Below are 23,562 nucleotides of genomic sequence, written 5' to 3'. Positions count from 1 at the left end.
AAGAAGGTAAGGGTAAGCCATTACCCGTACCTCGTAATCTTAAAATAAAAAGCACTTGTTTCCCATAGGCGACAAGTGCTTTAAGTTCATCTGTTTATTAAGTAGGATTATTTCGGGGAATTTTCAATTAACTTTACAATATCTTTAAAACTTACGAATTCATTAGTTTCATGTTTATTCCATTTATTTATATTCTTAGCCCACTAATAGCTATCTCGCCTAGTTATTGTTCTTATATTCAAAAGAATTACCTCTCTTCTTTGCACAAATATAAGTATTGGCCAAACTCAGGGAATGTATCCCAATTTCTAGATACATCATCTTTTGTCTCTCGCTCTTCTACTTCTCCAGTTTTAGAATCTTTTTGCTCCATAGCAATATGACCATTTTCTTGATACCCCAAAATCATACTTTTCAACTGTGTATCCCCGTCATATTCCCAATACATTATTGTCCTTAGGAATAGTCTATTATCTTCTTTAACAATAAAATCGTAGTGTAAATATTTACGAAGAAAATCATTCAAAAAACTTACCGATACCCATTTCTCAGTGACATTTACTAAATACTTTGGCTGCTCTCCATCACTAAGAACAGCAGTATAAGAATGACGATTTTCATGAAGTGTCTTGGCTGCATTCTCATCAATAATATTCCAAGGCTTCTTTTTTATATTAGACCACTTATCACAATAATAAATTTCCATTAATTATACACCTTCCCATTAATATCACGAATAATAATCCCTTTCTCATTCGCCTCTTCAATAATTTTTTGTGGAACTGGCTTTGTTTGTACAGGGATTTCCAAAATTAACTCTCCATCTAGTCGACCACCTTTTAAAGCATTAGGATTAAATTTACCTGAAGAAATTTCTGAACCGGAAGAATACTTTTTAGTAAACTCACTTAAATAACTTAATGCCGTCTTTTCTTTTACTTCAGCCAATTGGGTAAATTTCCTCGAGACAATTTCTTCACCCGGAATATAAGAATCCACAACATATTTCTTCCCATTGATTTCCTTTGCCTCTAACTCTACTTCATTATAAGGATATCGAGGACGATTTTCCTTATTAAATCTATTCCCTGCTTCCCATTGCTTTTTCACAAAGTCGGGTATTGATTTCTGTTTAGATAGTGTTTCACCCGTACCCTTACCACCATCTTTAGACTTCGCAAACTTATAATAAGCTTCTATCAATTCGCCTTGAGGTATTTTGGTTACGATAGTTCCACCAACACTAGAGAGTGCATAGGAAGCCTCTCTCTTAAATGATTGTAACATTTCAAGCGTAGGCTTCAATTCTTTTGCTAGTTTTACTGCATTAACAAATGTACTTACTCCACTTGATACTTTTGCTCCTTTTGCGATATGGCCTACTTTATTTAGTGCCTTATCGCCTAATATTGTGGTAGCTATTTGTGTTAATCCATAGGTAGTCAATTCTGTACGACTCTCTGCATCTCCCTCTATCATATCTCGTTTTATTTTATTTGAAAATGCATGCCACATATTTTTTGCAGTTTCATCCAAATGGAAAAGTGCATAGGCTACATTAATAAAAGTTCCTATGTCCATATTACTTAAAGCTATTGCGGACTCGATTTCATCACCAACAGCTTTCCCCGATCCTCTTTGAATAGCTTCCCACATCTTTTTCGCTGTTTCAAACGTGCTAACTATACCGTCTGCCGCATCGTCCCAAGCATTTCTAACCGGAGATTTCTCCTCAATTATGTTATTTGTTTCTATATCTTTAATTGACTGATCGTTTTTTCGAGCTGTTTCTTCTATAATCCCCTGAATCGAACTCACCCAATCCATATTCAATCCTTGTGTACTAAACGTCCCACTCACAGGACTAAATCCTTTCCCGCTTTGCACTTCAGCGAGTCCGGCTGTGATGCTAGCGGCTAATTGGAGAGCGGTGCTGTAGTTGTTGCTGGATGAATGATTGAATTCATATAAATGCTCTAGTTTTTCTTCCAGTTTTTTTCTCATTGCACCTAATACCGTTACAATCGCACTTACTCCGGGCATTGGTGTAAGTATTTCTATTGCTTCTATACTTGTAATCGATTGATTAATTCCCCTTATTTGTTCTCTTATTTCTTGTTCAATCACATCTGTCGAAGCAACTTTCGCTTGGAACTCGCTTGGAAATGCTTCGTTTTGGCGAATTAATTCTTCACATAAGCATATGATTCCTTGCGCTAATGGCCGAAATGTTTGGACAAGGTAGGCTTTTGCACTACTATATGTTTGTCCTTGTAATACTGTATCTACCGCAAAGGCATCAATAGATTGAATGGCTTGTTCCATACTTTGAATCGTAGCATTACATATAGCGTTCATACTTTGAGTTTGATTTTGTACTTCTCCCAAATACATGTTTAAACTCATGTATTGGCCTCCCCTTGTAGTTGCTGCTGTTCATAGGAAAGGTCGTTTTCTTTCTCGCTGAGATGCCGTTTTTCTTTAAGCAACGTCTCTTTTTCGTTTTCTAATTCGAATGTAAGTTTTCTTTCGTACTGCCCGATCTCTTGCCGCATATTCGTAAAAAGGTGTAACACTTCTTTGTCACCATACCAAGTTTCTAGTATTCGGTTAAATAAACGATTATTTCTATTTTTCCATTCATGAAAACTAGCCTCAGCTCGTTCTTGATTTTGCAGCGCGATTCGGTTTTCATTTTGTTCTTCAAATATAATTCGTAATTTTTGATTACATTGATTGATTCTCGTTTCAATTCCTTGACTCATCTTTTCTCCCTACTTTTCCCCCTTTACGTAGGTTGTTACATTATTAAAAAGTCTTTTGAAGTCCTGTATCCATTTTCTCAAATTCATTTGCTACGGAATGGATATTATCAATTGTTTGTTGAAAAGCAGTACAAAATTGTTTCGTGATCTGTAAATTTTGTTGATTTGCTTCTTGTGCTTTGAAGTTCACAGATAGTGTCGTACGCGTTGCCTTATTTATAGAGCGACTAGTAGCACTTTGCATCCTATCTGAAGCATTTCTCATTTTCGTTGCAAGTTGCGTTGCCGTATGCAAATTACTTTGAAATTCTCCCATTACTTACTCCCCTCTACCTTTTATTTACAAGAAAATTATACCACGGAAAAATATCCCAATAAACCGAATATTCGAATTTAACATACAATTCAGCACTGTTACTGAGGATGCGAGCAACGCTTATCTATCAACATAACTGAGTCCAAAATGGATTCTACTTATACAAAAAAGATGACTTCAGCCATATGCTAAAGTCATCTTTTTCTACCTTATTATTTTACTAATTCTCCATTATAAGCTTTTATATTAAGCGGAGCAGTTAAAAATTGTGCTGCTTTACTAACGAAAGATGTGAAGTGTTCACTCGTATTATGGCTCGCAACTGCTGCTTCATCTTTCCATACTTCTACCATCGTATAAACACTTTCTTTTTCTGTATCTTTATATAAGTCATAAGATACATTTCCACTTTCTTCTCTTGAACCATGAATGAGTGGCTGAATTTCTTCTAAAAATGATTGTTGTTTTGCTGGGTCTACTTGAAATATTGCGTGAATAATAATCATGGTGCTTCCCCTCTCATTTTTCACTAATTTTTTCAAACTACTTCCACTCTGCAACTTTTTCAATTGGAAGACGTACTGATTGGTAACCACTGTCAGCAGCTTTCCCGATTGAAATTAGCATTACTGGTACGTAGCGTTCTTTATCTAGTCCAAATGCTTCTGCGATTTGGTCTTTTTCAAATCCACCAATTGGACAAGTGTCATAACCGTGCGCACGAGCTGCTAGCATAAATTGCATCGCTACAAGACCACCGTCAATTAATACTGTATCTTTCATTACTTCTGGTGTAACCATAGAGAAGTAAGCTGAAAGTTTTTTCATTTGATCTTCTTTTACTTCTGCTGGCATTAAACCGCGCTCTACTGCTGTACCATAAATTTCTTCTGCGTTATCAAAGTTGTTTAAGTCACCAAATAAAGCGATCATTGCTGAAGATGTTTCTACTTGAGATTGATTGAATTTCGCAAGTGGCGCAAGTGTTGCTTTCGCTTCGTCACTTTCAATCACTACGAATCTCCATGGTTGCATGTTTACTGAAGATGGTGCAAGTGTTGCTTCTGTAAGAATTTCTGTCATTTCTTCTTTGCTAATTTTCATTGAAGGGTCGTACTTACGAATTGAACGACGTCCTGTTAAAATTTCGTTAAAATCATTTGTTTTTACTGAGTTAGTCATAGTTGTATTCTCCCTTTTTTATAATTCTTTTATATTTTCTTGAATGTGATTTAACATATTTAAAAGATTATCGCGTTCTTCCTCACTTAATCCTTTAAATGCAGATGCTGCAAAACGTTCTTTTTCCTCTTGAAATGCTTGAATTTTATTTCGTCCCTCTTCAGTAAGAGAAACTAACGTAATTCTGTTATCATCTGGATTTTTACGTCTTACAATCATTTCATTGGCCTCAAGCTGCTTTAAATGCCTTGTTATCGCAGCATTATCAATATTCACTTCTTGTTGAAGTGCTTTTTGACTAATTTCACCTACTTCATATAACTGAAGTATAAGCTCTAATCGAGACTGGCTCATACCCGTACACCCTTCAAATTTCGAACTTACTTCTTTATTTAGAAAGTGTAATTTATATAAAATAATCGCTTCTTTTGAGCATGAACTTGTCAAATTAATCCTCCTTTACAATCAAAATAAAAACATTTGATGTATCAATAGTTGATATGTCAATTAATATAATATATATCGATTTAGAATGCAAGCATTTTGTTTTTATTTTATTTTTTCCAAATTAAGGCGCTTTGTAGCGTTACAAATAATGTTAATTGCACTATAATAATACTAATTTAAAGAACTGGAGAGTGATTGATAATGCGGCAATACACAAATAGAAATGAGGAAATGAAAATGGAAAATGAAATGAGGATATTGATATATGACAACAATAAATATAGGGATTGTTGCGCACGTAGACGCTGGCAAGACGAGTTTGACTGAGCGTATTCTTTATGAAACGAATGTGATTAAAGAAATTGGCCGAGTTGATAGTGGTAATACACAAACTGACTCAATGGAATTAGAAAGACAACGCGGAATTACGATTAAAGCATCTGTCGTTTCTTTCTTCATTGATGATGTAAAAGTAAATGTCATTGATACACCTGGACACGCTGATTTTATCGCTGAAGTGGAGCGATCATTCCGCGTTCTAGACGGTGCGATTTTAGTTATCTCTGCCGTTGAAGGTGTGCAAGCACAAACAAAAATTTTAATGCGAACATTACAGAAACTAAACATACCGACAATTTTATTCGTTAATAAAATTGATCGTAGTGGAGCAAACAGTGAAAAAGTTATGAAACAAATAAAAGAGGTTCTTTCAAATGAAGCATTCCCCTTCTATTCTGTTCTAAACGAAGGAACGAAAGCAGCCCGGATCATTGAATACAAATCATATGACGATTGTATGGAACTGTTAGCACCATTTAATGAATCATTACTTGAATCATATGTAAATAACGAAATAATACCGGACGCACTATTAAGAGAAAAACTAGAACAGCACATACAGCAAGCAAATGTGTATCCAATCTTTTTCGGTTCAGCAATGACAGGTATAGGAGTAACTGAAATACTTGAAAAACTTCCGGCCCTAATGCCAGCTCATACATCGGCACAAGAGGAACTACTATCCGGTGTTGTTTTTAAAATTGAACGTGAACCTTCTGGAGAAAAGGTTGCTTATGTAAGAGTTTTTTCAAGTAACTTACACGTTAGAAAATATGTTAATATACAGCGCAGTAAGTCTCTATCCCATAAAGAAAAGATAAAAAAAATGTGCCTATTTCATAATGGAGATTCCATTCAAACTACTACCGTTCCTAGCGGTGAATTTTGTAAAGTGTGGGGACTGAATGATATTAAAATTGGTGATATTATTGGTGAACATACGGATTATATAAAAGATATTCACTTTGCCGAACCACAAATGGAAGCTGCTATTGAAGCATTACCAAAAGAACGAATTCATGATCTATACGCTGCACTTATGGAACTATGTGAAGAAGATCCATTTATTAAAGTGTGGAAAGATGATGTTCATAATGAACTATACATTCGCCTTTTCGGTGAGGTACAAAAAGAAGTAATTGAAACAACACTTTATGAGAAATATAATTTGCAAGTTACTTTTTCAAATACGCGAGTTGTATGTATCGAGAAACCAATTGGCGTAGGCAATTCTGTTGAAGTAATGGGTGAAAAAGAGAATCCATTTTACGCAACAGTCGGATTCAAAGTTGAACGTGGTGAACTTAATTGCGGCATAACATATAAATTAGGTGTTGAGCTCGGCTCACTACCTTTAGCATTCCATAAAGCGATTGAGGATACTGTATTTCAAACGTTAAAACAAGGTTTATATGGATGGGAAGTTACAGATATTATCGTCACGTTAACACATACTGGTTATGCTAGTCCTATTACAACAGCGAGTGACTTTAGAAATTTGACACCGATCGTATTAATGGATGCTTTAAAGCAAGCTGAAACATATGTATATGAGCCAGTAAATGAGTTTGAATTAACTGTACCGGAGCAGGCAATTAGTACCGCAATGTATAAGCTAGCTGCCGTTCCAGCAACTTTTGCAGAGCCTATATTATATAATAATTCTTACCAATTAACAGGATCATTACCTGTTGCGAAAACAGAGAATTTTAAACGCATGCTTCATTCATTTACAGAAGGAGAAGGCATATTTACAACGAAGCCAGCTGGTTTCACAAAGCTTATGGCTCCCTTCCCTACTCGAAAACGTGTTGATTATAATCCGCTGAATCGTAAGGATTATTTACTTCATGTTTTGAAGGCTTATTAAAGTAAAAGAGGTGCAATTCGCACCTCTTTTGCATGTATTAATAGGTTAGTTTGTCCTAACAACTTCTTTAAGTTTTCCTATTATTTTCGCTATAGCCTCAATTGAATTTTCCGTTTCATATCCCCCAACATTTACAGAATGATTTGCATTTTTGACAACTTCAATCTGTAAATTCGTTTTATATAACTGATCAATTTGATCTGCATTGTATTGGTGATCTTTATCCCCAATAACTAAAAACCCTTCGTGTCGACTATGTAAGATAGAATCAAAAATTGTATCAAACGTCAGTAAAGGTGTAAGTAGTATCATTTTTGACTGCGCGAATTCTTCTCTCTTCATTAAATCATTTGTAATCGGAATTGTTCCGAGTGACTTCCCTAAAAACATAGTCTCGTTGTATTGCTCATCTTTTAATACTTCATTTATTACAGGATTAATATCATCCATCATTACTTTCGTTACTTCTTCCATTGGTTTATTCATTAATTGTCCATCATAAGAATAATGAATATGTACAACATCTATTTTATGTTCAAGCATTAACATCGTTGCGTAATAAAATAACGGCTTATCATAATTGTATCCTGAACCTGAAAACATAAAGCAAACGGTACTAGCACCTTTTTCGATATGTGTGTAATAAATTACTTTGTCATTTATATGTACCTCTTTTTTAGTTCCCTTCACCATTTTCCCCTCCGAATACATTTACTTTTGTAATACGATATGTTCTGTGTGAACTGATACATCCTTTACTTTCTCTTTTATAAATGCAGGCTGTAAGTTATATGTATGCAGTTCTTCTACTGGCACCCATCTAAACAAATACGTTCTACCCTCTTCTTCCAAAATATATTGATCCGCTCCACTCGCAGGTAACTCATGTAGCTCTACTTCATAATAAAAACTAATTTCATGAAACTTTCGCTCAGAAAGTGTAAAGAAATTTTCTACTGACCATATTAACCTTTTCCTTTTAATAGGAACACCTATCTCTTCCGCAAGCTCTCGTTTTAATGCATCTTCACTATTCTCTAGCATTTTTACTCTACCGCCGGGTACATACCAAAAATCTTCACCGTCACCTTGCAGAATGAGTATTTTATTATCATGTTTACAAATTGCTCCAACGCGGTAATTAAAACATGTTTCCTCAACTTTAAACGTAAGATCCATCCGTAACGCCCCCTTATATAAATATCGAATTATTACAAAACAATTATGTAATTACTGTACAAATAAGGTTACTAAATTTATCCACTCCATTCAATGGTTTTTGAATTTTCTAAACTATTATTTTTCATCATTACAAGTGTATATACATATGTTACAATCACATTGCACACTAGAAAACATTATGGGGGTACGGATGGAAACATTATTAATCCAGCAAACTGAGAAATCAAATAAGTTTTGGAAAATCGTTGTGAAAGAAAAGGACTATGTTGTGTTTTACGGAAAAATTGGCACAGCTGGCAGTGTGAAAGCAAAAGAGTTTAAAACAGAAGAAGAATGTATGAAAGAAGCTAATAAACTAGTTGCTTCCAAACGTAAAAAAGGATATATAGACCCTATTCAAGGGGAAGATTACATAAAAGAAAAGACGATAACCGAAGAAGAATTTTGGGAACTACTTAATCATGCAAAAACGAAAGGTGAGGACCAAGAAGAACAAATAGAATGGCTTACTTCTCACCTTGCTAAACGTACAGTACATGAAATTGTAGCTTTTGATACGCATATGCATCATATATTAAAAGCTTCTTATACATCTCGCTTATGGGCAGCAGCCTATATTATTTTAGGTGGCTGTTCAGATGATACTTTTGATTACTTCCGTGGATGGTTATTATATCAAGGAAAAGAGACATACGAAGCTTGTATTGAAGATCCAGAACGATTAATTCCTGTATTAGAAAATTTGAGTGAGTATGATGTCCCAGAAATAGAAGAACTTTCTTTATATTTCGGTTTCACTGTATATGCAGAAAAAACTGGTGACGAAGATGATACTTACTTTACACTTTACCATGTCTTATCTAATGAAGAATTCGACGATGTAGATTTTGAATTTGACTGGGATGAAGACGATGAAGAAAGTTTGAAGAAGATGTTTCCTAAGCTGTGGGAGATGTACGGAGAAGAACCAATTAAGTGGTAGATTAATTATTCGTGAAAAAGTGCCTTGTTACTAAAGAAACAAGGCACTTTTTTGATACTATATTTAAATTATTATCTTTCCACTCTCCCACCACTCCATAAAAGTCTTTAAAGAAGGAGCAACCCACGTTCTACTATCATTTTCATGGTTCCATACATATATATCATCTCTTTGTACTTTTCCATTCAAAATGGAATAGCCAAACAAATCACCATTTCCCCCATCAGCAAAAAATAATAAACAGTCAAAAGGCATGTATAAATCCTTAAAATCAACTATATTTCTCATATTCATATTTTCAGTTTTAATTTTTGAAGCAGACCATATAAAGTCACCGTATTCACCTTCTATACCGTTTGTTTCCTGTAATAATTGATATAAATCATTCGGTAACTCCACATGTATACATTGTTGTATATCAGTAAATTCATCCTTCGTAGCTGGGTTTTTCAAGCTTAAATTTGATGAGATACTGTGAATGGTGTCTTTCCACATCACCTTTTTCCTCCTTATGTGCAATCAAGCATATTCAAAGAACTCCGCTAAATTTATTGATACCATCTTTCTAACAATTCCTTCTCCCTCTCGCCTGAAATACCTGCTTTTAATTCCCATTCTTCCGTACTCTCCATCCACTCATACACATCTGTAACTGTCTCTTCTATTCTTCTAAAAGTAAGCCCTTCATTAACCGCACTTTCGATACAAATAGAAAACCCGCCTCTCCACGGCTTCGTCTCACCATCTAATGGGAAAGTTTCTGGAATCCACAAAGGCATTTCTGTCCAAGGCTGCACATTATGTTCACTCATAAACGATTCGTCTACCCAAACAAATTCAGCATCGCTATTCGTAACCTTTTTACACGTATTTAATAGCTCTTCCATCGTCAATTCATAATTTGGACCTGTTATATTGAATGTACCTGCTTTATTATTTTCTGCCATGTTGAGTCCAAAGCTCGCGACATCTTTTATATCAACGAATTGCACTGGACGATTTTTTCTGCCTGGTACTAACACTTTACCTCCTTTTGCTACACGCTGAATCCAGTATGTTAGTCGATCTGTATAATCAAACATTCCTGAAAGAAGTCCTGCTCTTACGTGTAAAACACGCCCTGGCCAATATTTATCTGCTTCTTTTTCGCATAATACTTTCAGTGCACCATAATGCTCATAAGGAGATATTTCACCATTCTCTACAGCCTTTATTTGCTCTTCCATTGGTTCAGGTTGTAATATATAGTCTTCTTTTATGTCATGCGGAATCCAATCTTTATATACGGAAAGGCTAGAGATGAATATATAGTGTTCAATATTATCTTTCAGTACTTCTCCAACATTTCTAATGTGATGCGGAGAAAACCCACACGTATCCACGACAACATCCCATTTTCGATTTTCTAAACTTGATACATCATCACTTCTGTCACCGATAAGCTGCTCCACTTCAGGAAAAACTTCTTTGTTTGTTCCGCGGTTAAATAATGTAACTTCATGCCCTCTGTTCAAAGCCTCTTTTACAACAGCTCTTCCCAAAAATCGTGTACCACCTAGTATTAAAATCTTCATGGTTCTCCCCCATTCGTGATTAAAAATCCTTTCTTTTGTTAAACGATTTTTTGTGCTGGAAAGTTACGGGGAATTTGTTATTTTACTTTAATTCTACAAATAAACAAGAATCCATTTTGAAAAATTAATCAATACGGATTCTTAAATTAGATATAATTATTTTACTGTATATTTGTTGAATTACTAACTCTGCACAATTTCCCCATCAACTAACTCAATAATTCTATTACACTTATTCGCTACTTCCATATCATGCGTTACAATAATAATTGTTCGTCCTTCTTCATTCAGTTGTAATAGCAAGCTCATAATTTCTTCTCCTGTTTTTCTATCTAAATTTCCAGTCGGTTCATCAGCCAATATTAATTCTGGTTCGCCTACTAACGCTCTAGCAATTGCGACGCGCTGCTGTTGTCCACCTGATAACTCGTCCGGTGTTTTATGCATATGTTCTTTTAAACCTACTTTTTCTAAATAGAACTTCGCCTTATTTTCTCTTTCTCGTTTCCTTAGCTTTCTATACGTGAGTGGTAGTGCTACATTATCCAGTACAGTATGTTCTTTTAACAATGCAAAATATTGAAAAATAAATCCAATCATTTCATTTCTTGTTTTATGAACTTTATTCGCTCTAATTTCATTTAATGGTTTTCCATTTAACGTATATTCACCCTCATTTGGCATATCAATTAACCCTATAACATTTAATAGTGTACTTTTCCCTGAGCCTGATCGCCCCATTATTGCTATAATTTCGCCCTTATTTATTGTTAAGTTTATACCGTTTAAGGCGAACGTATTGTGATTCTTGTTACTATACACCTTTTTAATATCTATTAGTTCAATTAAACCCATTATTCCATCCCACCTATTAATGTTTTCGGTTCGAGTTTTCTAATAAACAAGAAGACAATGAGATTTGAAACTATGATAATTAGTAGTAAGAATAGGCATACAAGTAATAAAATAGGCATATTTAAATTTATCTCTTGTACAGACACCGTATCAAAGTCCTTCGAACTTTGTAGATGAGCCGCATATCTCCATGAAAAATAGACTAGGGATAAAAACATACCAACTATCGCAATACATATATTTTCTAAAACAATTTGAATGAACATCCCAAACTTACTTTCTCCAAGGACCATCTTAATACCAAATTCCCTCTTTCTCATCATGATGGAAACAACTGTCGTTACGACAATTCCCGCTATTATAAATAAAATAAATAGACTTCCTACTGTAAGATCGATATTTTCCGTATCCATACTACTAGTAACAGCTTCATTTATTTCTTCTCCTAAATTTTTCAAGTATAACGTAACGTCGCTTCCCTTCAGCTGAATCATTTCTTGTAGTTTGATTACATCGGCATCTTTTTTTAAAGTCATAATTGTACTATAGTGTAATCTTGAAAACATTATTTCATAATGTTCATATCTATCAATTGGCATGGGTGATAACATAGCCTTGTCTAATTTCTGGTATATATTCGCTCCGTTACCATTTATAATGAATTTATTTTCCGGCAAAAATCCAATAATCGTATATTGATTATTGATTGTATCCCCTATTTGAAAATATTTCTTAAAGTAAGGACCTACCAAAACATTCGTTTTCTCTTCACTATTTTTTTGGAAGTCTTGATACGAAAAGCCTGTTCCAGCTTTTATAGGTATGTTCAGTAACTTATAATAATCTTCATCTATTGTAATTGTACGAATAGTAGGGTTTTTATCGCGAAAAGTTTTATTTTTCAATTCTTCTAACATACTTTCTTGGAGCGGTCGATTGCTTGATTCTAGTTCGATTATGCCCTCTTCGTATGTACCATACGAAATCACATCTTTATTTTGCTGTATTTTTTTATAAATTTCTTCAACTTGTCCTTTATTAAATTGCTCTGCCTTCAACCTATCAGTAGTCATCCCATCATAAGTGATAAAATATGTACTTTCTAAATCTAGCAACGAGTTGGAACTGTTTTCAAGATAGTGAAAATTATAAAACATATTAATGGAAAGAGTTATTGCCGCTAATCCAAAAGTGAATTGTATTAAGAGAAATATGGAAATGAGCAGTCTATTTTTCAGGGCCATAAGAGCACTTTTTAGTCTCATCTTATTTATTCCTTTAACGCTTTAGCAGGTTCAATTTTAAGTATTTTGAAAAATGGTATTACAGCGGTGATGAACGAAATAGACAAGGCAATTACTACACTCATCATAACTTTGAAAATATCTATACGAATGGCAAAACCCATTAAATTTACTATGCTTTGGTTCATTGTACTTAAAATCCATTGCATACATATAGCACAAACGGCTGCAGCAATTGCGCATAGGAATAATTGGCTAAATATAAATACAAATAAATTCAAATTGCTTGCTCCCAACGTTTTCCTTAAGGAAATACTCTTCTTCTTCGTGTAAATCCAAAAATAACTCGCAATTATACAGTTCATTACAGCAATAAAAAGTAGTCTATACGGAAGAGTAAGTTGTGCTCTCATAGCTTTACTCGATCTTTTTTCATTCTCATAATTCTCTTTTTCATTTATCACTTTCGCATTTGTATCAGTTCTATTTTGCTTAACATACCAAATAAATGTATCCATTTCTTGTTTAGGATTTTCGTTAGACCTTACTATCATTTCAAATGTATTTTCATTTTGTATACGTCGTTTCATCTCATCAGGCATATCCTTTAAGCCGATGTAGACATTGTTATTATACACATGTTTATCATTCGCTCCATTCACGCCTTTAACTCTATATTCTTTACTAAACAGTTTTATTGTTTCAGATTCTTTATAAATATTCTTTCCGACAATTACACTATTTTCTTCCCCATCTTCCATGCGAGAGCCTTTTACTAATGGAGGAGACCAATTCTTATTTATAAGACCAACCATCTTTACTTCACCTATACCAGGGATTCCAATTATCATATTATTTGTAATAACACTTGAGTTCTTAAAAGTAGTTTCTGTTAACTCTTGAATTGCTTTGAAATCCAATTCCCCAAAACTAGTAAGCTGAACAGTATAGTAATATTTAAAATAACCATGTTTTCGCTCATAAAAATCTTCATCGTAATCATCTCGAATCGACATCGCTATAAGTATGGGCAGAATTGTTAAAGTAAATCCAATAACTAACATAACGAATATTTTTCTGTTCACTGCTATTTCTTTTAATATTAGATTCATATACCCTCCAAACGTCAAAAAGATAAATATCCTTTTTGACGAATTCCATATAAACGCTGTACTTATCAAAAAAACTTAAAATATTATTCTGTTTCCTTAAGCCATCAAGAAACGCACATTAGCTTTTAATTCGTTTTTCATACACACTTCATCCCCTTTCTTTAAAATATTTTTAGTATGCGGCTTCATTATACATAGAAAAATAAAGGTTAAAATCCAGGCATCGAAATCTTAACAATTTTTTACGCTATATTTATTTTTCAGTTAACTTAATGACATTAAGTTATTTTCCCATCTCCCTTTATATATGACATTTAATTGTTTTGTATGTAAGGAAGAATGTATTTCACAATCACTTCCCATCTATCCCGTGCATTCGGCATAACTTCAGAAGCAATTACTACAACCAAATCCTGCTTCGGAATACAACAAATCATACTCCCACCATCACCCATTGCACAATATGAAAAGATTCCATTTTCTTCTCGTAACCACCATAAGTAACCATATTGATTTGAATTCATCGCTATTGATTCTTGTACCCAAGATTTCGAAAGAATTTGCTTTCCGTTATAAATACCATCACTCAAATATAATTGTCCAAACTTCGCCATATCTCTAGCTGTTAACGTAAGTCCCCAGCCGCCCGTTGAAATACCGTTTGGATCATGAACCCATCCCTTTACATCTTTTCCAAATAAGTCATCAAATCCAAATACTTTCATATTGTAGTTTGGAATTTCTCTCATACCGAGTGGCTGAAATAAGTATTCATTCGCAAATTCACGCGCATTTTTTCCTGTTGCGCTCGTAATAATTGCTGATAGTACATGCGCTCCTGCAGATGAATATTTAAAAGATCCGATTTCTCCACCGTTCCCCATTCTATTAAGTGCATACTGTACCCAATCCTCTTGTGTACATAGTTCTTCTAACGGTTCCTGCCAGTCTACAAAAGGATATGGTGCTGTCATTGAAAGGAGGTGTCGCACTGTTACTTCAGATGCCTTACGTTTATATTCAGGGAAAAACTCTATTACTTTTTGATTAACACTTTTTATATAGCCTTTATCTACACATATCCCAATTAACGCAGAAATAATCGTTTTTGTGACAGATGCTACATGAAATGCATCATCTGGACCTTGGCCATTATAATATTTTTCAAAAATAATATTACCTTTCTGCATTACTAACATACCGTTTATATTTTTATAGTCTTCTTTTATAATGGAATCTAACTTTTCAGCGATTTTCATCCTTCTTCCCCCTCAATCTATCATTAAAAAGGTTCGATAGGTACATATATATCAACTATATGTTTATTTTCTGGGTGCTGCCTTGGGTCATTTTTATACATTTCAAAAGGATACGCATCTCTCGGTTTATATCCGCTATTTGGTAGCCATTCACCGTATAAAAAATCCCATGCCCCCTTGTATTCATCTTGAACTATTTCAAAGTGACCTACCGCATATTTCCCTGAAGGTATTACCATTATTCCAATGTCGCTCGTTTCTACTGCTGACTCATCTGGAATTGTTATACATAAACTTGTTCTTAAATGATAGTCCTCAGTAAATTCATGATGATCGTGGTAAATGGTTAATACTTTCGTATCATCAAATACATGATAGTTTTGCTTAGCTGCGTAATGAAATAGTTTTTCTATCATTTTTGGAAAAACAATCGTTAACTCTTCATATGTACCGATATGTCTTATGTATGCGACGTTTATATCGTCCGCTGTTACAATTTCAACATTTCCTCGAACCTTCTTACATTCATTGTATTGAGGAATTCCCCTTACGTCTTTGCAATTCTTGCTATTGTCGTTTCGATAATGAGATGGACTTATTCCGTAATGACTTTTAAATGTTCGAGAGAAAACTGCTGAATCTGTAAAGCCAAAATGGTAAGCGATATCCGTAATCGTCATATCTGTGCGATATGTAAGTAGATTTGTTGCCCTTTCTAACTTCAATCGGTTTACATACCGTGATAATGGCTCGTCTACTATCCCCTTGAAAATCCGATGAAAATGAAACTTTGAAAATCCTGCTATATCCGCTAGCTCTTCAATTGAAAGTGAATCATTTATGTTTGATTCAATATAATCTTGCACTTTGTAAATGCGTCGTAAGTATTCATTTCTACTTTGTCTACTCTCCATACTTTTATCTCCTCACAACAAAAAGGCTAACGTTAAGCTAGCCTACTTTTACACATTTTTCAAAAACAAAACTCTACTACCGCCGTTCCCATCATAATTTGTATGTACCGATACACCCTCTATCTCATCATCCCCAGCCTCAATCCGAAAACCGATTTCTTGATGAAACTGTATCGACTTTTTGTTAATCGGTGACGTAATTGCTTTTACAACTTTACGGTTATTTGCACGAGCGACATCAAAGAAATAAGAATACAATGTCGATGCGATTCCTCTTCTTCTATACTTCGGATTTACTCCGATAAAATGAACGTACGCTTCCTCTTTATGCGTTTGCGAATAGAATCCGCATAAGAAACCTAACGTTTCTCCTTCTTCTTCAATGATAAAACTCGTTTCTTGAAAGTGAACGAAAAACAATTTTGGCAACATGGCAGCCATGTCTCTCCCGCCCCACCAATCATTTGAAACAGAATGAATTTTTACATAATCTTCCCCTTGTATGTTCCTTACTCGCATGTATTTCTTCCTCTCACTCACTTCATTTTTTCATAAATTTTAATGACTGTTTCTACTAATAGGATGAATACCCATATCCCGCAAAATACAAGAACAGACTGGAATATAGAACCTAGCATAACAATACTTATTAAACCTAATTCTGATCCTGAAATTGACATTTCATCAAATCCTATATTATGTATAAATGGACCGGTTGAAAAGGCCATAAAAATAGATGCTATTAAATAAATAACACTCATTATTTTTAATATTTTTATAGAAAGATACGAAGTTTGTTCTTTCTCCACTTGTGATAATTCGATTTCCCCGCTCGCAATTCCTTTTTGCAGACAATCTTCACACAAAAATTCTTCCTTAATTTTTTTACCCCCATGTATTGTACCCGTTATCTCTTTACACCTTGAACATTTTCGATTTATCATGTTGTTACCACTCCAATCTATTAAGATTATACTTATATCATTCTGCATTTACCTTAATATCCCTTTTATGTATTTTATAGAGAAAGGTCGTGTTTTATGATTTCAAAACTTACGTTTGGCTCGAAAAAGCGTACCGTTCATTATGTATTAAGACCTAGTTGTTATGCAATTATTTTCCATTCATCTTCTTCAATGATTGCTATTATCCAAAAAGGAGACCGTTATTTTTTACCTGGTGGCGGTATGGAAGGTACCGAAACAAAAGATGCATGCTTACATCGTGAACTACTAGAGGAATTAGGATGGGCAATTGAAATTAATCAATATATCGGTAATGCAATGCGATATTTTTATGCGGAAAAAGAAGATACTTATTATTTAAACGATGGGTTCTTTTATATTGCGAACATGGTGCAGACACAAACTGAAAACTGTGAGGAAGATCATGTTTTGCGGTGGATGTCTCCTTTACTTGCTGTAGAGCTTCTCATTCATGATCATCAAAAATGGGCTGTTGAACAAGCGCTTTTATTACAAAAACCAAAAGGATCTCCTTCTATATGAAAGAGATCCTTTTTATTGTTAACTTACTTTTTTCAAATTGAGAGCTGGCTTTTGAATTCCACCCTTTTTTACAACATATAAGCCGATAAAGATTATAAGTCCGCCAACGAGTTGCATCATGTTGATTTGCTCTCCGATAGTTACTGCCGCGAAGATAACTGCGAACAATGGTACAAGATACATATAAACCATTACTTTCGTTGAGCCTATTTTACTAATACCGACATACCACATTGCAAGTCCGAAGATTGTCGCGAAGACGATTGAATATGCTAGAGACCCCCAGCTTGGCATGTCTACTGGCCACGTTAATGTATTTACGTTGAATAAACAATATACAACGAGAGGTACAATTCCAATTAAAGTTGACCAAGATGTGACTCTCATTGCGGAATATTTTGTTATAAGAGGTTGCGCTAATATTGGATACCATCCCCACGCAATCGCTGCGACTAATCCAATTATGTTTCCGAGCCACGCATATTCGTAAGTAGCTCCTCCTGTATGTCCTGTTAATAAAACGAATGCTGCACCAATAAACGCTACGATTGAACCAATTTGTACTTTCATCGAAAAACGTTCTTGTTTGTGCAATACTGCTAATATCCCTGTAAAAATAGGTGACATCGCAATTAATAATGAGGCGTTCGTTGCTGAAGTATATTTCACAGATAGCATAAACATCGTTTGATACATTGCCGTACCAACGATACCGACTGCTACTAGTCGTAACCAATCTTTTCTTTCAATACGTAATGAGCGTTCCATTAAAAATGTAATAAGTAATAATACCGGAGATGCTACTAAAAATCGTAAACTATTAAATTGAATGGATGACATATATGCCACGCCATACTTTCCAAGTGTATAATTCGCTCCCCATACTAATGCTACTGATACTAGGAGCCACTCCATTTGCCATCGTTTCATCCGAATCTCCCCTTCCATATTTAGCATAGTAAAATTGGCTGGATATAGCACCGTCCAATTGGCTGTTTTTTTCCCCAGCCAATTTGTTATACTTAATGTATATAAGAGATGCGGAGGCGTTTGTATGGAATGGAAGCTAGATAACGACAGTAAAATCCCAATTTATCAGCAAGTAGTTGACTTTATTGAGAAACGTATTACATACGGAGAACTTCCTCCTGGAAGCTTCCTCCCTTCCGAACGGAAATTAGCTACGCAGTTAAATGTAAACCGAAGTACGGTAACGACTGCTTATAATGAACTACGTGCTATGGGGATTGTGGAAAGTACGACTGGTAAAGGGACACGTGTAAGTACACATATGTGGGGCGTTTCTCCAACATTAACTCCGAACTGGAGAAATTTCGTAGAAGGTGGTACTTTTTTACCAAACTTACCGTTACTTCGCCATATTCGGGCAGAAGTACAACAAAATGAAAATATCATTGATTTCGCAAACGGCGAGCTCGGTTGTAACCTTTATCCTCACGATCAACTACAGACAATTTTACGAGAACAACCGTTAACGCATTCATTAAGTTATGATCATCCGCAAGGCTATCTCCCGCTAAGACAAGCGGTCGTAAAATATATGAAAGAATATTTAAAAGTTGAAGCGACTGAACAATCCATAATGATTACATCTGGCGCACAGCAAGCACTTCACCTTATCGTTCAATGTTTATTAAATCCCGGTGATGCAGTTGCTTTCGAAAGCCCTTCACACTGTTATTCCTTACCGTTATTCCAATCAGCAGGTATTCGTATTTTCCCATTACCTGTCGATGAACACGGTATTAATCCAGATGATGTGCAAGAGTTATATAGAAAACACCGTATTAAAATGATTTTTTTAAATCCAAACTTCCAAAACCCTACTGGAACGATGCTTCATCCAAACCGTAGAAAAAAACTGTTATCACTTTGCGCAGATTTACGAATTGCGATTGTGGAAGATGATCCGTCCAGTTTACTTACACTAGAAAAGAAACAACCTTGCCCTACTTTGAAATCGATTGATGAAAACGGAACTGTCATTTATGTACATTCCTTATCTAAAATGATTGCACCAGGTTTACGAGTCGGCTGGCTTGTCGCCCCGCAGTCTGTAGTAGAAAGGTTATCCGACGCAAGGCACCAAATGGAATTAGGTATGAGCATTTTCCCGCAGTGGCTGATGCAACAATTTTTCGAAACAGTACCATTTCAGTCTCATATCGTACCGTTACGAAAACAACTAGCAGAAAAAAGAGACGTTATCGTTCGTGCCTTAAATGAGCAACTTCACGATAAAATCTCTTTTTCAAACCCGACCGGCGGTATATACATATGGGGAAAATTAAAAGAACCGATAAACGAAAAACAACTTATTATGCAAAGTTTAAAACAAGAAATTGCATTTATGCCTGGTAGTATTTTCGGCGCGAAAGATGGTTATATTCGTTTATCTTATGGAAAAGTGGATATTGATCAAATTGAGGAAGGTATTTCTCGTTTGCGTGAGGCTATTTTGGTTTGTGAAAAATAACATGAAATAAAGCTATCTCGTTTGACAAAACCTAAATCTACCATTATTATCAACTCGAACCTAGTCATAGGAGTGATAAAATGAAAATTTACGTTGATGCAGATGCTTGTCCTGTAAAAGATGTAATTATTTTTGAAGCTACGAATGCAGAAATCCCTGTAACCCTCGTTACTAGCTTTTCTCATTATTCTAATGCTCAGCAGCCTAAAGGTGTGGAAACAATTTATGTTGATTCCGGAGCAGATGCTGCGGATTACCGAATTATGCAGTTAGCAAAAAAAGAAGATTTAATCGTAACGCAAGATTACGGTCTTGCTTCACTCGCTTTAGCAAAAGGCTGTATCGTACTACATCATAAAGGCTATAAGTATACGAATGATAACATTGAACAATTGTTACAAACACGATATTTAAGTGCAATGGTTCGAAAAAGTGGTAAACGTACAAAGGGACCAAAACCATTTACAGCAGAAGATAAAGAAAAATTTAGAGCGCTCTTTAAAAGTATGATCGCACTTTAAAAATGAACCTTCTATTTGTAGGGAAAGCTTTATAAAAAAAAGAAGAGAATATCAAAATAAACATTCTCTTCTTGAGGTTTACCCTTTTAAAATGAAGGTAAATTATCTAAGTTATTTTCCTTTATCCCATCAGGTTCACTACGTATAATATCTCTACCATACTTATGAAATACGTCTACATGAGCTAACTTCCCTGATTTCGCTTCACTAAGAGCAGTCATATAATCTAACTCTCTCCCGCTACTTGTTTTAAACGCTATTAAATCACCATCATCATTTTTACGAACGGCAACAATTTGTTCTGCTCCTGAATTGACTTCATTGTCTACTTCAAATTGAGCTTGCTCTTCTCCTTGATGTAAGTAATCATTATAAACTTTTTCAAAGTCTTTTTTATTCATAACATTCACCTCCAACACATTTTATTAGTATGGTTGGGAGGTAGTGGTTTTATGTACTTTTCTCTTAGAAAAACGTATTTTTAATACCTACGCAAATCCTTCAAAGTTTCCAATATATCATCTATAAAGGCTGTACTACCCTCTGTCTCTAAAACTCTAAAATATAAACTTCTTAAGAAAGCTCTAATATTTTGTACTAAAATATCATATTGAGGATGCGGGATGTCTTCAACAATTGCTATACTATGTAACCAATTGCTCCACTCTTCTTCAGTTAAAAGATTTTGGTTACGTAACGACATAATTGGTGCTACTAATCTCTCATCCTCAAAGTGAATGTATACGTAGTCATGTAAGCGGACCTTCTGACGAACGGCAGCTAGTATTGCATATGAAAACTCACGATTTTGGATTGTACGTGCTAAAGCATCGAGTGCATCTGCTGCATGTGCAGTAGAGTGCGCCCAGCCTTTCCCTTCTACATAGCCCCTTACATCTTCTTCTAAATATACATATTCCAACACTTGTTCTGCCACACTGTACAATTGTTCTTCCGATAACAACGGTTCTCTTTCATGAACAGATAAAATAAGTGGTGGAATTAATACGGAGAATGCACGTTTAAATACAGAGTCTGTTCCCTTTTCACCAATTTTATAAAATAAATAATCAGGACTAATTGCTTGTAACATTAATCCTCTTAACTCTTTTTGTCTAAATACATCATTTGTAATCCATGTGTGAAGCGTACTATAAATTAAATCATCACGTAATTCAGCATCAGGTGATCCGATATAATCTAGCATCCATTGCGCATATGGATATGCATCTACGTCTTCTGGTACAGCATAATTGTTATTTTTAATTTGTAGTAGTTCTTCTTTTAGTTCTAGTACTTCATTCATTATATTTCTTATCCCCTTTTTTGCGTTTTTTATTGTCTTATCCCCTTTTATTTGCTTCATAAAATTAATTTAATTATAACAATAAACAAAAGGCTATACATATATTTCTGATTATGTAATACGCTCATTCATGAAATATAACTTCTGGATTTCCTAAATCACTATTCTGAAATACAACATCCGCACACTCTTTCGGATTACGCTCGTCTATATACATTTTACAAGCTGCATGATACCTGTTCAAAAACATCTTCTCTGCTTTTTCATAACTTCCAAAAGCTTCAGTTTCCCTCTTCGCACCACGTTTTCTGGCAATCTCAAAATAGGTATCTATAAAAATTTTGTAATCGAATAAATGCTCTACGTCTTTTTTCAATAGAAATGTTCCATCTACTATTAGAACCATATTTAGCGGAGCCACTAGCGGTTCATTATGTACAGAGATATCCGTTTTTAAATTATGAGAAATCGTTTCATATTGTAAATTTCCGTTTGGTCCTAAAGGCTTTAATAACCTTTCTTTGAAAGCTGTATAATCGTGTGCATCTTCGTAATACCCTCTTGCTGATTCTTTGCCCCGTGCATAGCGAATCGCTCTCGGATGATGAAAATCGTCAATGGTGGCGCGTGTTACTGGAACTCCGAGCTTTTTCATTTCCTCTGCTAATTCGTTTGCAAATGTTGTTTTTCCCGAAGCTGTAATACCACTTACTCCAACTCTTGTTGGATGTGTTAAGTTTAGCTTTAATATGTGATCTGCAATTTCTTTGATTCGTTGTTTTCGGTTCATGGAATTTCCTCCTACAATTAGTTTACATAACATTATTATGAGCAAGAGTTTATGTCACTATTTGTCGGTAAGTCGATATCCTTTGTTGAATCGTCGATATATTTTAAGTTATGATAGATATATTTGAAAAATCGTTGATATAATTATTAGCTTACTTTCCCTTAAACCCTCGATATAAAGCAGTCCGTAATTCTTGTTTGTATTCTTCAATTTCTGGCATTTCGAGTTCTTCTGCTAGTCTGATTGCTAATTCAATATCATACGGTACACGTACGAGTTGAATGGAAAAGCTTGCGGCTTCTTTTTCATTGTAAGTTCCTTCGAATATTAAATAGGAAGCTTGTGTAATTTCAAGTGGGTTTCCAACGCTACCAGCATTACATAACGTTTTTCCTCTGAAATTTTGAACGAATGCTTGGTGAACATCACCGTAGCAAACGACATCTGGTTTTCTTTCTCCTTCTATATTCTCGGTGAGCTCACTGTTTTCGAACATACTAATACGCTCTTCTCTTGAGGCGTGTGGTTGAATTCTTTCATATAAACTTCTCGGTGAAGCGTGAAACATACGAATGAGTTTTCCGCTCATATAAAACTCGATTGAAAATGGTAAGCTTCTTAAATAGTCATTTTGTTCTTCCGATAGTTGTTTTTGATGCCATTTTAATGCCTCAAATTCAGTCGGTTTTGTAATGAAATCATCCCAGTTCCCCATTACAACTCCTTCGCATTCTTTACGAATGATTTCAATCACTTCACTAGAATGAGGACCTTTTCCGACTAAATCTCCAAGGCAAATGATGCGCTCGATTCCTCTTAATTTAATATCTTGCAGTACAGATTCTAACGCTGGAATATTACCATGTATATCTGAAATTACCGCTATTTTATCCAAATGA

The 23,562-nt window shown here is 34.8% G+C and carries 28 protein-coding genes; 5 read left to right on the top strand and 23 right to left on the bottom strand.

All coding sequences use genetic code 11. From position 1 onward, the window contains the following. Nucleotides 1-247: 247 nt before the first annotated feature. The 7 genes from JFU02_RS00545 to JFU02_RS00515 all read right to left on the bottom strand — a co-directional run bounded on the left by JFU02_RS00545 (nucleotide 248) and on the right by JFU02_RS00515 (nucleotide 4,710). Entirely contained in the window at nucleotides 248-706 is a 459-nt protein-coding gene (locus tag JFU02_RS00545) for a hypothetical protein (protein WP_061666955.1), read from the bottom strand. Then, the gene (locus tag JFU02_RS00540; RefSeq protein ID WP_201069423.1) at nucleotides 706-2,406 is read right to left on the bottom strand and encodes a T7SS effector LXG polymorphic toxin; all 1,701 of its coding nucleotides are present in this window, start codon (nucleotides 2,404-2,406) and stop codon (nucleotides 706-708) included. The genes JFU02_RS00545 and JFU02_RS00540 overlap by 1 nt, the downstream gene beginning before the upstream one ends. After that, nucleotides 2,403-2,765, bottom strand: coding sequence for a DUF3958 family protein (locus tag JFU02_RS00535; RefSeq protein ID WP_098285837.1), 363 nt, complete (start codon nucleotides 2,763-2,765; stop codon nucleotides 2,403-2,405). Before JFU02_RS00535 ends, JFU02_RS00540 begins: the two co-directional genes overlap by 4 nt. Nucleotides 2,766-2,808: 43 nt before the next feature. Then, complete coding sequence (locus JFU02_RS00530) at nucleotides 2,809-3,081, bottom strand: TIGR04197 family type VII secretion effector (RefSeq protein WP_061666953.1); 273 nt, start codon at nucleotides 3,079-3,081, stop codon at nucleotides 2,809-2,811. A 212-nt stretch (nucleotides 3,082-3,293) separates the two neighbouring features. Beyond that, the gene (locus tag JFU02_RS00525; protein ID WP_000583816.1) at nucleotides 3,294-3,587 is read right to left on the bottom strand and encodes a putative quinol monooxygenase; all 294 of its coding nucleotides are present in this window, start codon (nucleotides 3,585-3,587) and stop codon (nucleotides 3,294-3,296) included. Nucleotides 3,588-3,624: 37 nt separating this feature from the next. Beyond that, on the bottom strand, nucleotides 3,625-4,263 hold the full coding sequence (locus tag JFU02_RS00520) for a nitroreductase family protein (RefSeq protein WP_061666952.1): 639 nt from the start codon (nucleotides 4,261-4,263) through the stop codon (nucleotides 3,625-3,627). 18 nt (nucleotides 4,264-4,281) lie between these two features. Continuing rightward, nucleotides 4,282-4,710, bottom strand: coding sequence for a MarR family winged helix-turn-helix transcriptional regulator (locus JFU02_RS00515; RefSeq protein ID WP_000204172.1), 429 nt, complete (start codon nucleotides 4,708-4,710; stop codon nucleotides 4,282-4,284). Between the two features lie 265 nt (nucleotides 4,711-4,975). Here JFU02_RS00515 and JFU02_RS00510 point away from each other — a divergent pair, with 265 nt between their 5' ends. Next, a complete protein-coding gene (locus tag JFU02_RS00510) occupies nucleotides 4,976-6,919 on the top strand; it encodes an elongation factor G (RefSeq protein ID WP_061666951.1) in 1,944 nt (647 codons plus the stop codon). A gap of 45 nt (nucleotides 6,920-6,964) precedes the next feature. On the opposite strand, the gene JFU02_RS00505 is transcribed toward JFU02_RS00510, so the two are convergent. Together JFU02_RS00505 and JFU02_RS00500 are read right to left on the bottom strand one after the other, a co-directional pair. Beyond that, nucleotides 6,965-7,630 carry a hypothetical protein gene (locus JFU02_RS00505; protein WP_003307308.1) on the bottom strand — a complete coding sequence of 222 codons (666 nt, stop codon included), beginning with the start codon at nucleotides 7,628-7,630 and terminating at the stop codon, nucleotides 6,965-6,967. Beyond that, a complete protein-coding gene (locus JFU02_RS00500) occupies nucleotides 7,631-8,098 on the bottom strand; it encodes an NUDIX hydrolase (RefSeq protein WP_000366230.1) in 468 nt (155 codons plus the stop codon). A gap of 193 nt (nucleotides 8,099-8,291) precedes the next feature. On the opposite strand from JFU02_RS00500, the gene JFU02_RS00495 reads away from it, so the two are divergent. Then, entirely contained in the window at nucleotides 8,292-9,083 is a 792-nt protein-coding gene (locus tag JFU02_RS00495; RefSeq protein ID WP_201069422.1) for a DUF4240 domain-containing protein, read from the top strand. A gap of 63 nt (nucleotides 9,084-9,146) precedes the next feature. Here JFU02_RS00495 and JFU02_RS00490 read toward each other — a convergent pair whose 3' ends face one another. The 9 genes from JFU02_RS00490 to JFU02_RS00450 all read right to left on the bottom strand — a co-directional run bounded on the left by JFU02_RS00490 (nucleotide 9,147) and on the right by JFU02_RS00450 (nucleotide 16,985). Then, nucleotides 9,147-9,578 carry an SMI1/KNR4 family protein gene (locus JFU02_RS00490; protein ID WP_000265337.1) on the bottom strand — a complete coding sequence of 144 codons (432 nt, stop codon included), beginning with the start codon at nucleotides 9,576-9,578 and terminating at the stop codon, nucleotides 9,147-9,149. Between the two features lie 53 nt (nucleotides 9,579-9,631). Beyond that, a complete protein-coding gene (locus JFU02_RS00485) occupies nucleotides 9,632-10,657 on the bottom strand; it encodes an SDR family oxidoreductase (RefSeq protein WP_000697755.1) in 1,026 nt (341 codons plus the stop codon). Nucleotides 10,658-10,840: 183 nt separating this feature from the next. Beyond that, entirely contained in the window at nucleotides 10,841-11,512 is a 672-nt protein-coding gene (locus tag JFU02_RS00480; RefSeq protein WP_000522857.1) for an ABC transporter ATP-binding protein, read from the bottom strand. Continuing rightward, on the bottom strand, nucleotides 11,512-12,777 hold the full coding sequence (locus JFU02_RS00475) for an ABC transporter permease (protein ID WP_061666949.1): 1,266 nt from the start codon (nucleotides 12,775-12,777) through the stop codon (nucleotides 11,512-11,514). Before JFU02_RS00475 ends, JFU02_RS00480 begins: the two co-directional genes overlap by 1 nt. Nucleotides 12,778-12,782: 5 nt before the next feature. Continuing rightward, a complete protein-coding gene (locus tag JFU02_RS00470; RefSeq protein WP_001048981.1) occupies nucleotides 12,783-13,868 on the bottom strand; it encodes an FtsX-like permease family protein in 1,086 nt (361 codons plus the stop codon). Nucleotides 13,869-14,182: 314 nt separating this feature from the next. Further along, nucleotides 14,183-15,127 (bottom strand): serine hydrolase domain-containing protein, encoded by a 945-nt coding sequence (locus JFU02_RS00465; RefSeq protein ID WP_097960035.1) that lies wholly within the window; start codon nucleotides 15,125-15,127, stop codon nucleotides 14,183-14,185. A gap of 23 nt (nucleotides 15,128-15,150) precedes the next feature. Continuing rightward, nucleotides 15,151-16,041, bottom strand: a complete 891-nt coding sequence (locus JFU02_RS00460) for an AraC family transcriptional regulator (RefSeq protein ID WP_098867146.1) — start codon at nucleotides 16,039-16,041, stop codon at nucleotides 15,151-15,153. 48 nt (nucleotides 16,042-16,089) lie between these two features. Next, the gene (locus JFU02_RS00455; RefSeq protein ID WP_098867145.1) at nucleotides 16,090-16,560 is read right to left on the bottom strand and encodes a GNAT family N-acetyltransferase; all 471 of its coding nucleotides are present in this window, start codon (nucleotides 16,558-16,560) and stop codon (nucleotides 16,090-16,092) included. Nucleotides 16,561-16,577: 17 nt separating this feature from the next. Beyond that, entirely contained in the window at nucleotides 16,578-16,985 is a 408-nt protein-coding gene (locus tag JFU02_RS00450; RefSeq protein WP_042973349.1) for a DUF3980 domain-containing protein, read from the bottom strand. A gap of 96 nt (nucleotides 16,986-17,081) precedes the next feature. On the opposite strand from JFU02_RS00450, the gene JFU02_RS00445 reads away from it, so the two are divergent. Further along, on the top strand, nucleotides 17,082-17,549 hold the full coding sequence (locus tag JFU02_RS00445) for an NUDIX hydrolase (protein ID WP_098867144.1): 468 nt from the start codon (nucleotides 17,082-17,084) through the stop codon (nucleotides 17,547-17,549). A gap of 18 nt (nucleotides 17,550-17,567) precedes the next feature. Here JFU02_RS00445 and JFU02_RS00440 read toward each other — a convergent pair whose 3' ends face one another. Next, complete coding sequence (locus JFU02_RS00440; protein ID WP_201069421.1) at nucleotides 17,568-18,479, bottom strand: DMT family transporter; 912 nt, start codon at nucleotides 18,477-18,479, stop codon at nucleotides 17,568-17,570. A 124-nt stretch (nucleotides 18,480-18,603) separates the two neighbouring features. Here JFU02_RS00440 and pdxR point away from each other — a divergent pair, with 124 nt between their 5' ends. Both pdxR and JFU02_RS00430 read left to right on the top strand, forming a co-directional pair. After that, entirely contained in the window at nucleotides 18,604-20,046 is a 1,443-nt protein-coding gene (gene pdxR, locus JFU02_RS00435) for a MocR-like pyridoxine biosynthesis transcription factor PdxR (RefSeq protein WP_000454896.1), read from the top strand. Nucleotides 20,047-20,126: 80 nt separating this feature from the next. After that, nucleotides 20,127-20,567: a YaiI/YqxD family protein gene (locus tag JFU02_RS00430; protein ID WP_000708768.1), complete on the top strand. Its 441-nt coding sequence runs from the start codon at nucleotides 20,127-20,129 to the stop codon at nucleotides 20,565-20,567. Nucleotides 20,568-20,653: 86 nt separating this feature from the next. Here JFU02_RS00430 and JFU02_RS00425 read toward each other — a convergent pair whose 3' ends face one another. From JFU02_RS00425 to JFU02_RS00410, 4 genes are all read right to left on the bottom strand, one after another. Further along, nucleotides 20,654-20,968, bottom strand: a complete 315-nt coding sequence (locus JFU02_RS00425) for a DUF3892 domain-containing protein (protein WP_001034297.1) — start codon at nucleotides 20,966-20,968, stop codon at nucleotides 20,654-20,656. 80 nt (nucleotides 20,969-21,048) lie between these two features. Then, nucleotides 21,049-21,873 carry a DUF2785 domain-containing protein gene (locus tag JFU02_RS00420; RefSeq protein WP_001006673.1) on the bottom strand — a complete coding sequence of 275 codons (825 nt, stop codon included), beginning with the start codon at nucleotides 21,871-21,873 and terminating at the stop codon, nucleotides 21,049-21,051. Between the two features lie 124 nt (nucleotides 21,874-21,997). After that, nucleotides 21,998-22,663, bottom strand: coding sequence for a nucleoside/nucleotide kinase family protein (locus JFU02_RS00415; RefSeq protein WP_001080546.1), 666 nt, complete (start codon nucleotides 22,661-22,663; stop codon nucleotides 21,998-22,000). A 151-nt stretch (nucleotides 22,664-22,814) separates the two neighbouring features. Continuing rightward, nucleotides 22,815-23,558 (bottom strand): metallophosphoesterase family protein, encoded by a 744-nt coding sequence (locus JFU02_RS00410; protein WP_098867142.1) that lies wholly within the window; start codon nucleotides 23,556-23,558, stop codon nucleotides 22,815-22,817. Nucleotides 23,559-23,562: the final 4 nt, after the last annotated feature.

Source organism: Bacillus sp. TH13 (assembly GCF_016651175.1).
GTDB lineage: Bacteria > Bacillota > Bacilli > Bacillales > Bacillaceae_G > Bacillus_A > Bacillus_A thuringiensis_S.
This window is presented reverse-complemented; position numbering and strand designations above follow the sequence as displayed.

Coding starts and splice junctions, on each gene's coding strand:
- JFU02_RS00420 (WP_001006673.1), bottom strand. CDS start 21,873: ATGAATGAAGTACTAGAACTAAAAGAAGAACTACTACAAATTAAAAAT.
- JFU02_RS00440 (WP_201069421.1), bottom strand. CDS start 18,479: ATGAAACGATGGCAAATGGAGTGGCTCCTAGTATCAGTAGCATTAGTA.
- JFU02_RS00490 (WP_000265337.1), bottom strand. CDS start 9,578: ATGTGGAAAGACACCATTCACAGTATCTCATCAAATTTAAGCTTGAAA.
- JFU02_RS00505 (WP_003307308.1), bottom strand. CDS start 7,630: ATGTATTCGGAGGGGAAAATGGTGAAGGGAACTAAAAAAGAGGTACAT.
- JFU02_RS00535 (WP_098285837.1), bottom strand. CDS start 2,765: ATGAGTCAAGGAATTGAAACGAGAATCAATCAATGTAATCAAAAATTA.
- JFU02_RS00500 (WP_000366230.1), bottom strand. CDS start 8,098: ATGGATCTTACGTTTAAAGTTGAGGAAACATGTTTTAATTACCGCGTT.
- pdxR (WP_000454896.1), top strand. CDS start 18,604: ATGGAATGGAAGCTAGATAACGACAGTAAAATCCCAATTTATCAGCAA.
- JFU02_RS00450 (WP_042973349.1), bottom strand. CDS start 16,985: ATGATAAATCGAAAATGTTCAAGGTGTAAAGAGATAACGGGTACAATA.
- JFU02_RS00495 (WP_201069422.1), top strand. CDS start 8,292: ATGGAAACATTATTAATCCAGCAAACTGAGAAATCAAATAAGTTTTGG.
- JFU02_RS00455 (WP_098867145.1), bottom strand. CDS start 16,560: ATGCGAGTAAGGAACATACAAGGGGAAGATTATGTAAAAATTCATTCT.
- JFU02_RS00465 (WP_097960035.1), bottom strand. CDS start 15,127: ATGAAAATCGCTGAAAAGTTAGATTCCATTATAAAAGAAGACTATAAA.
- JFU02_RS00540 (WP_201069423.1), bottom strand. CDS start 2,406: ATGAGTTTAAACATGTATTTGGGAGAAGTACAAAATCAAACTCAAAGT.
- JFU02_RS00525 (WP_000583816.1), bottom strand. CDS start 3,587: ATGATTATTATTCACGCAATATTTCAAGTAGACCCAGCAAAACAACAA.
- JFU02_RS00425 (WP_001034297.1), bottom strand. CDS start 20,968: ATGAATAAAAAAGACTTTGAAAAAGTTTATAATGATTACTTACATCAA.
- JFU02_RS00475 (WP_061666949.1), bottom strand. CDS start 12,777: ATGAGACTAAAAAGTGCTCTTATGGCCCTGAAAAATAGACTGCTCATT.
- JFU02_RS00545 (WP_061666955.1), bottom strand. CDS start 706: ATGGAAATTTATTATTGTGATAAGTGGTCTAATATAAAAAAGAAGCCT.
- JFU02_RS00520 (WP_061666952.1), bottom strand. CDS start 4,263: ATGACTAACTCAGTAAAAACAAATGATTTTAACGAAATTTTAACAGGA.
- JFU02_RS00480 (WP_000522857.1), bottom strand. CDS start 11,512: ATGGGTTTAATTGAACTAATAGATATTAAAAAGGTGTATAGTAACAAG.
- JFU02_RS00460 (WP_098867146.1), bottom strand. CDS start 16,041: ATGGAGAGTAGACAAAGTAGAAATGAATACTTACGACGCATTTACAAA.
- JFU02_RS00415 (WP_001080546.1), bottom strand. CDS start 22,663: ATGAACCGAAAACAACGAATCAAAGAAATTGCAGATCACATATTAAAG.
- JFU02_RS00510 (WP_061666951.1), top strand. CDS start 4,976: ATGACAACAATAAATATAGGGATTGTTGCGCACGTAGACGCTGGCAAG.
- JFU02_RS00430 (WP_000708768.1), top strand. CDS start 20,127: ATGAAAATTTACGTTGATGCAGATGCTTGTCCTGTAAAAGATGTAATT.
- JFU02_RS00530 (WP_061666953.1), bottom strand. CDS start 3,081: ATGGGAGAATTTCAAAGTAATTTGCATACGGCAACGCAACTTGCAACG.
- JFU02_RS00470 (WP_001048981.1), bottom strand. CDS start 13,868: ATGAATCTAATATTAAAAGAAATAGCAGTGAACAGAAAAATATTCGTT.
- JFU02_RS00485 (WP_000697755.1), bottom strand. CDS start 10,657: ATGAAGATTTTAATACTAGGTGGTACACGATTTTTGGGAAGAGCTGTT.
- JFU02_RS00445 (WP_098867144.1), top strand. CDS start 17,082: ATGATTTCAAAACTTACGTTTGGCTCGAAAAAGCGTACCGTTCATTAT.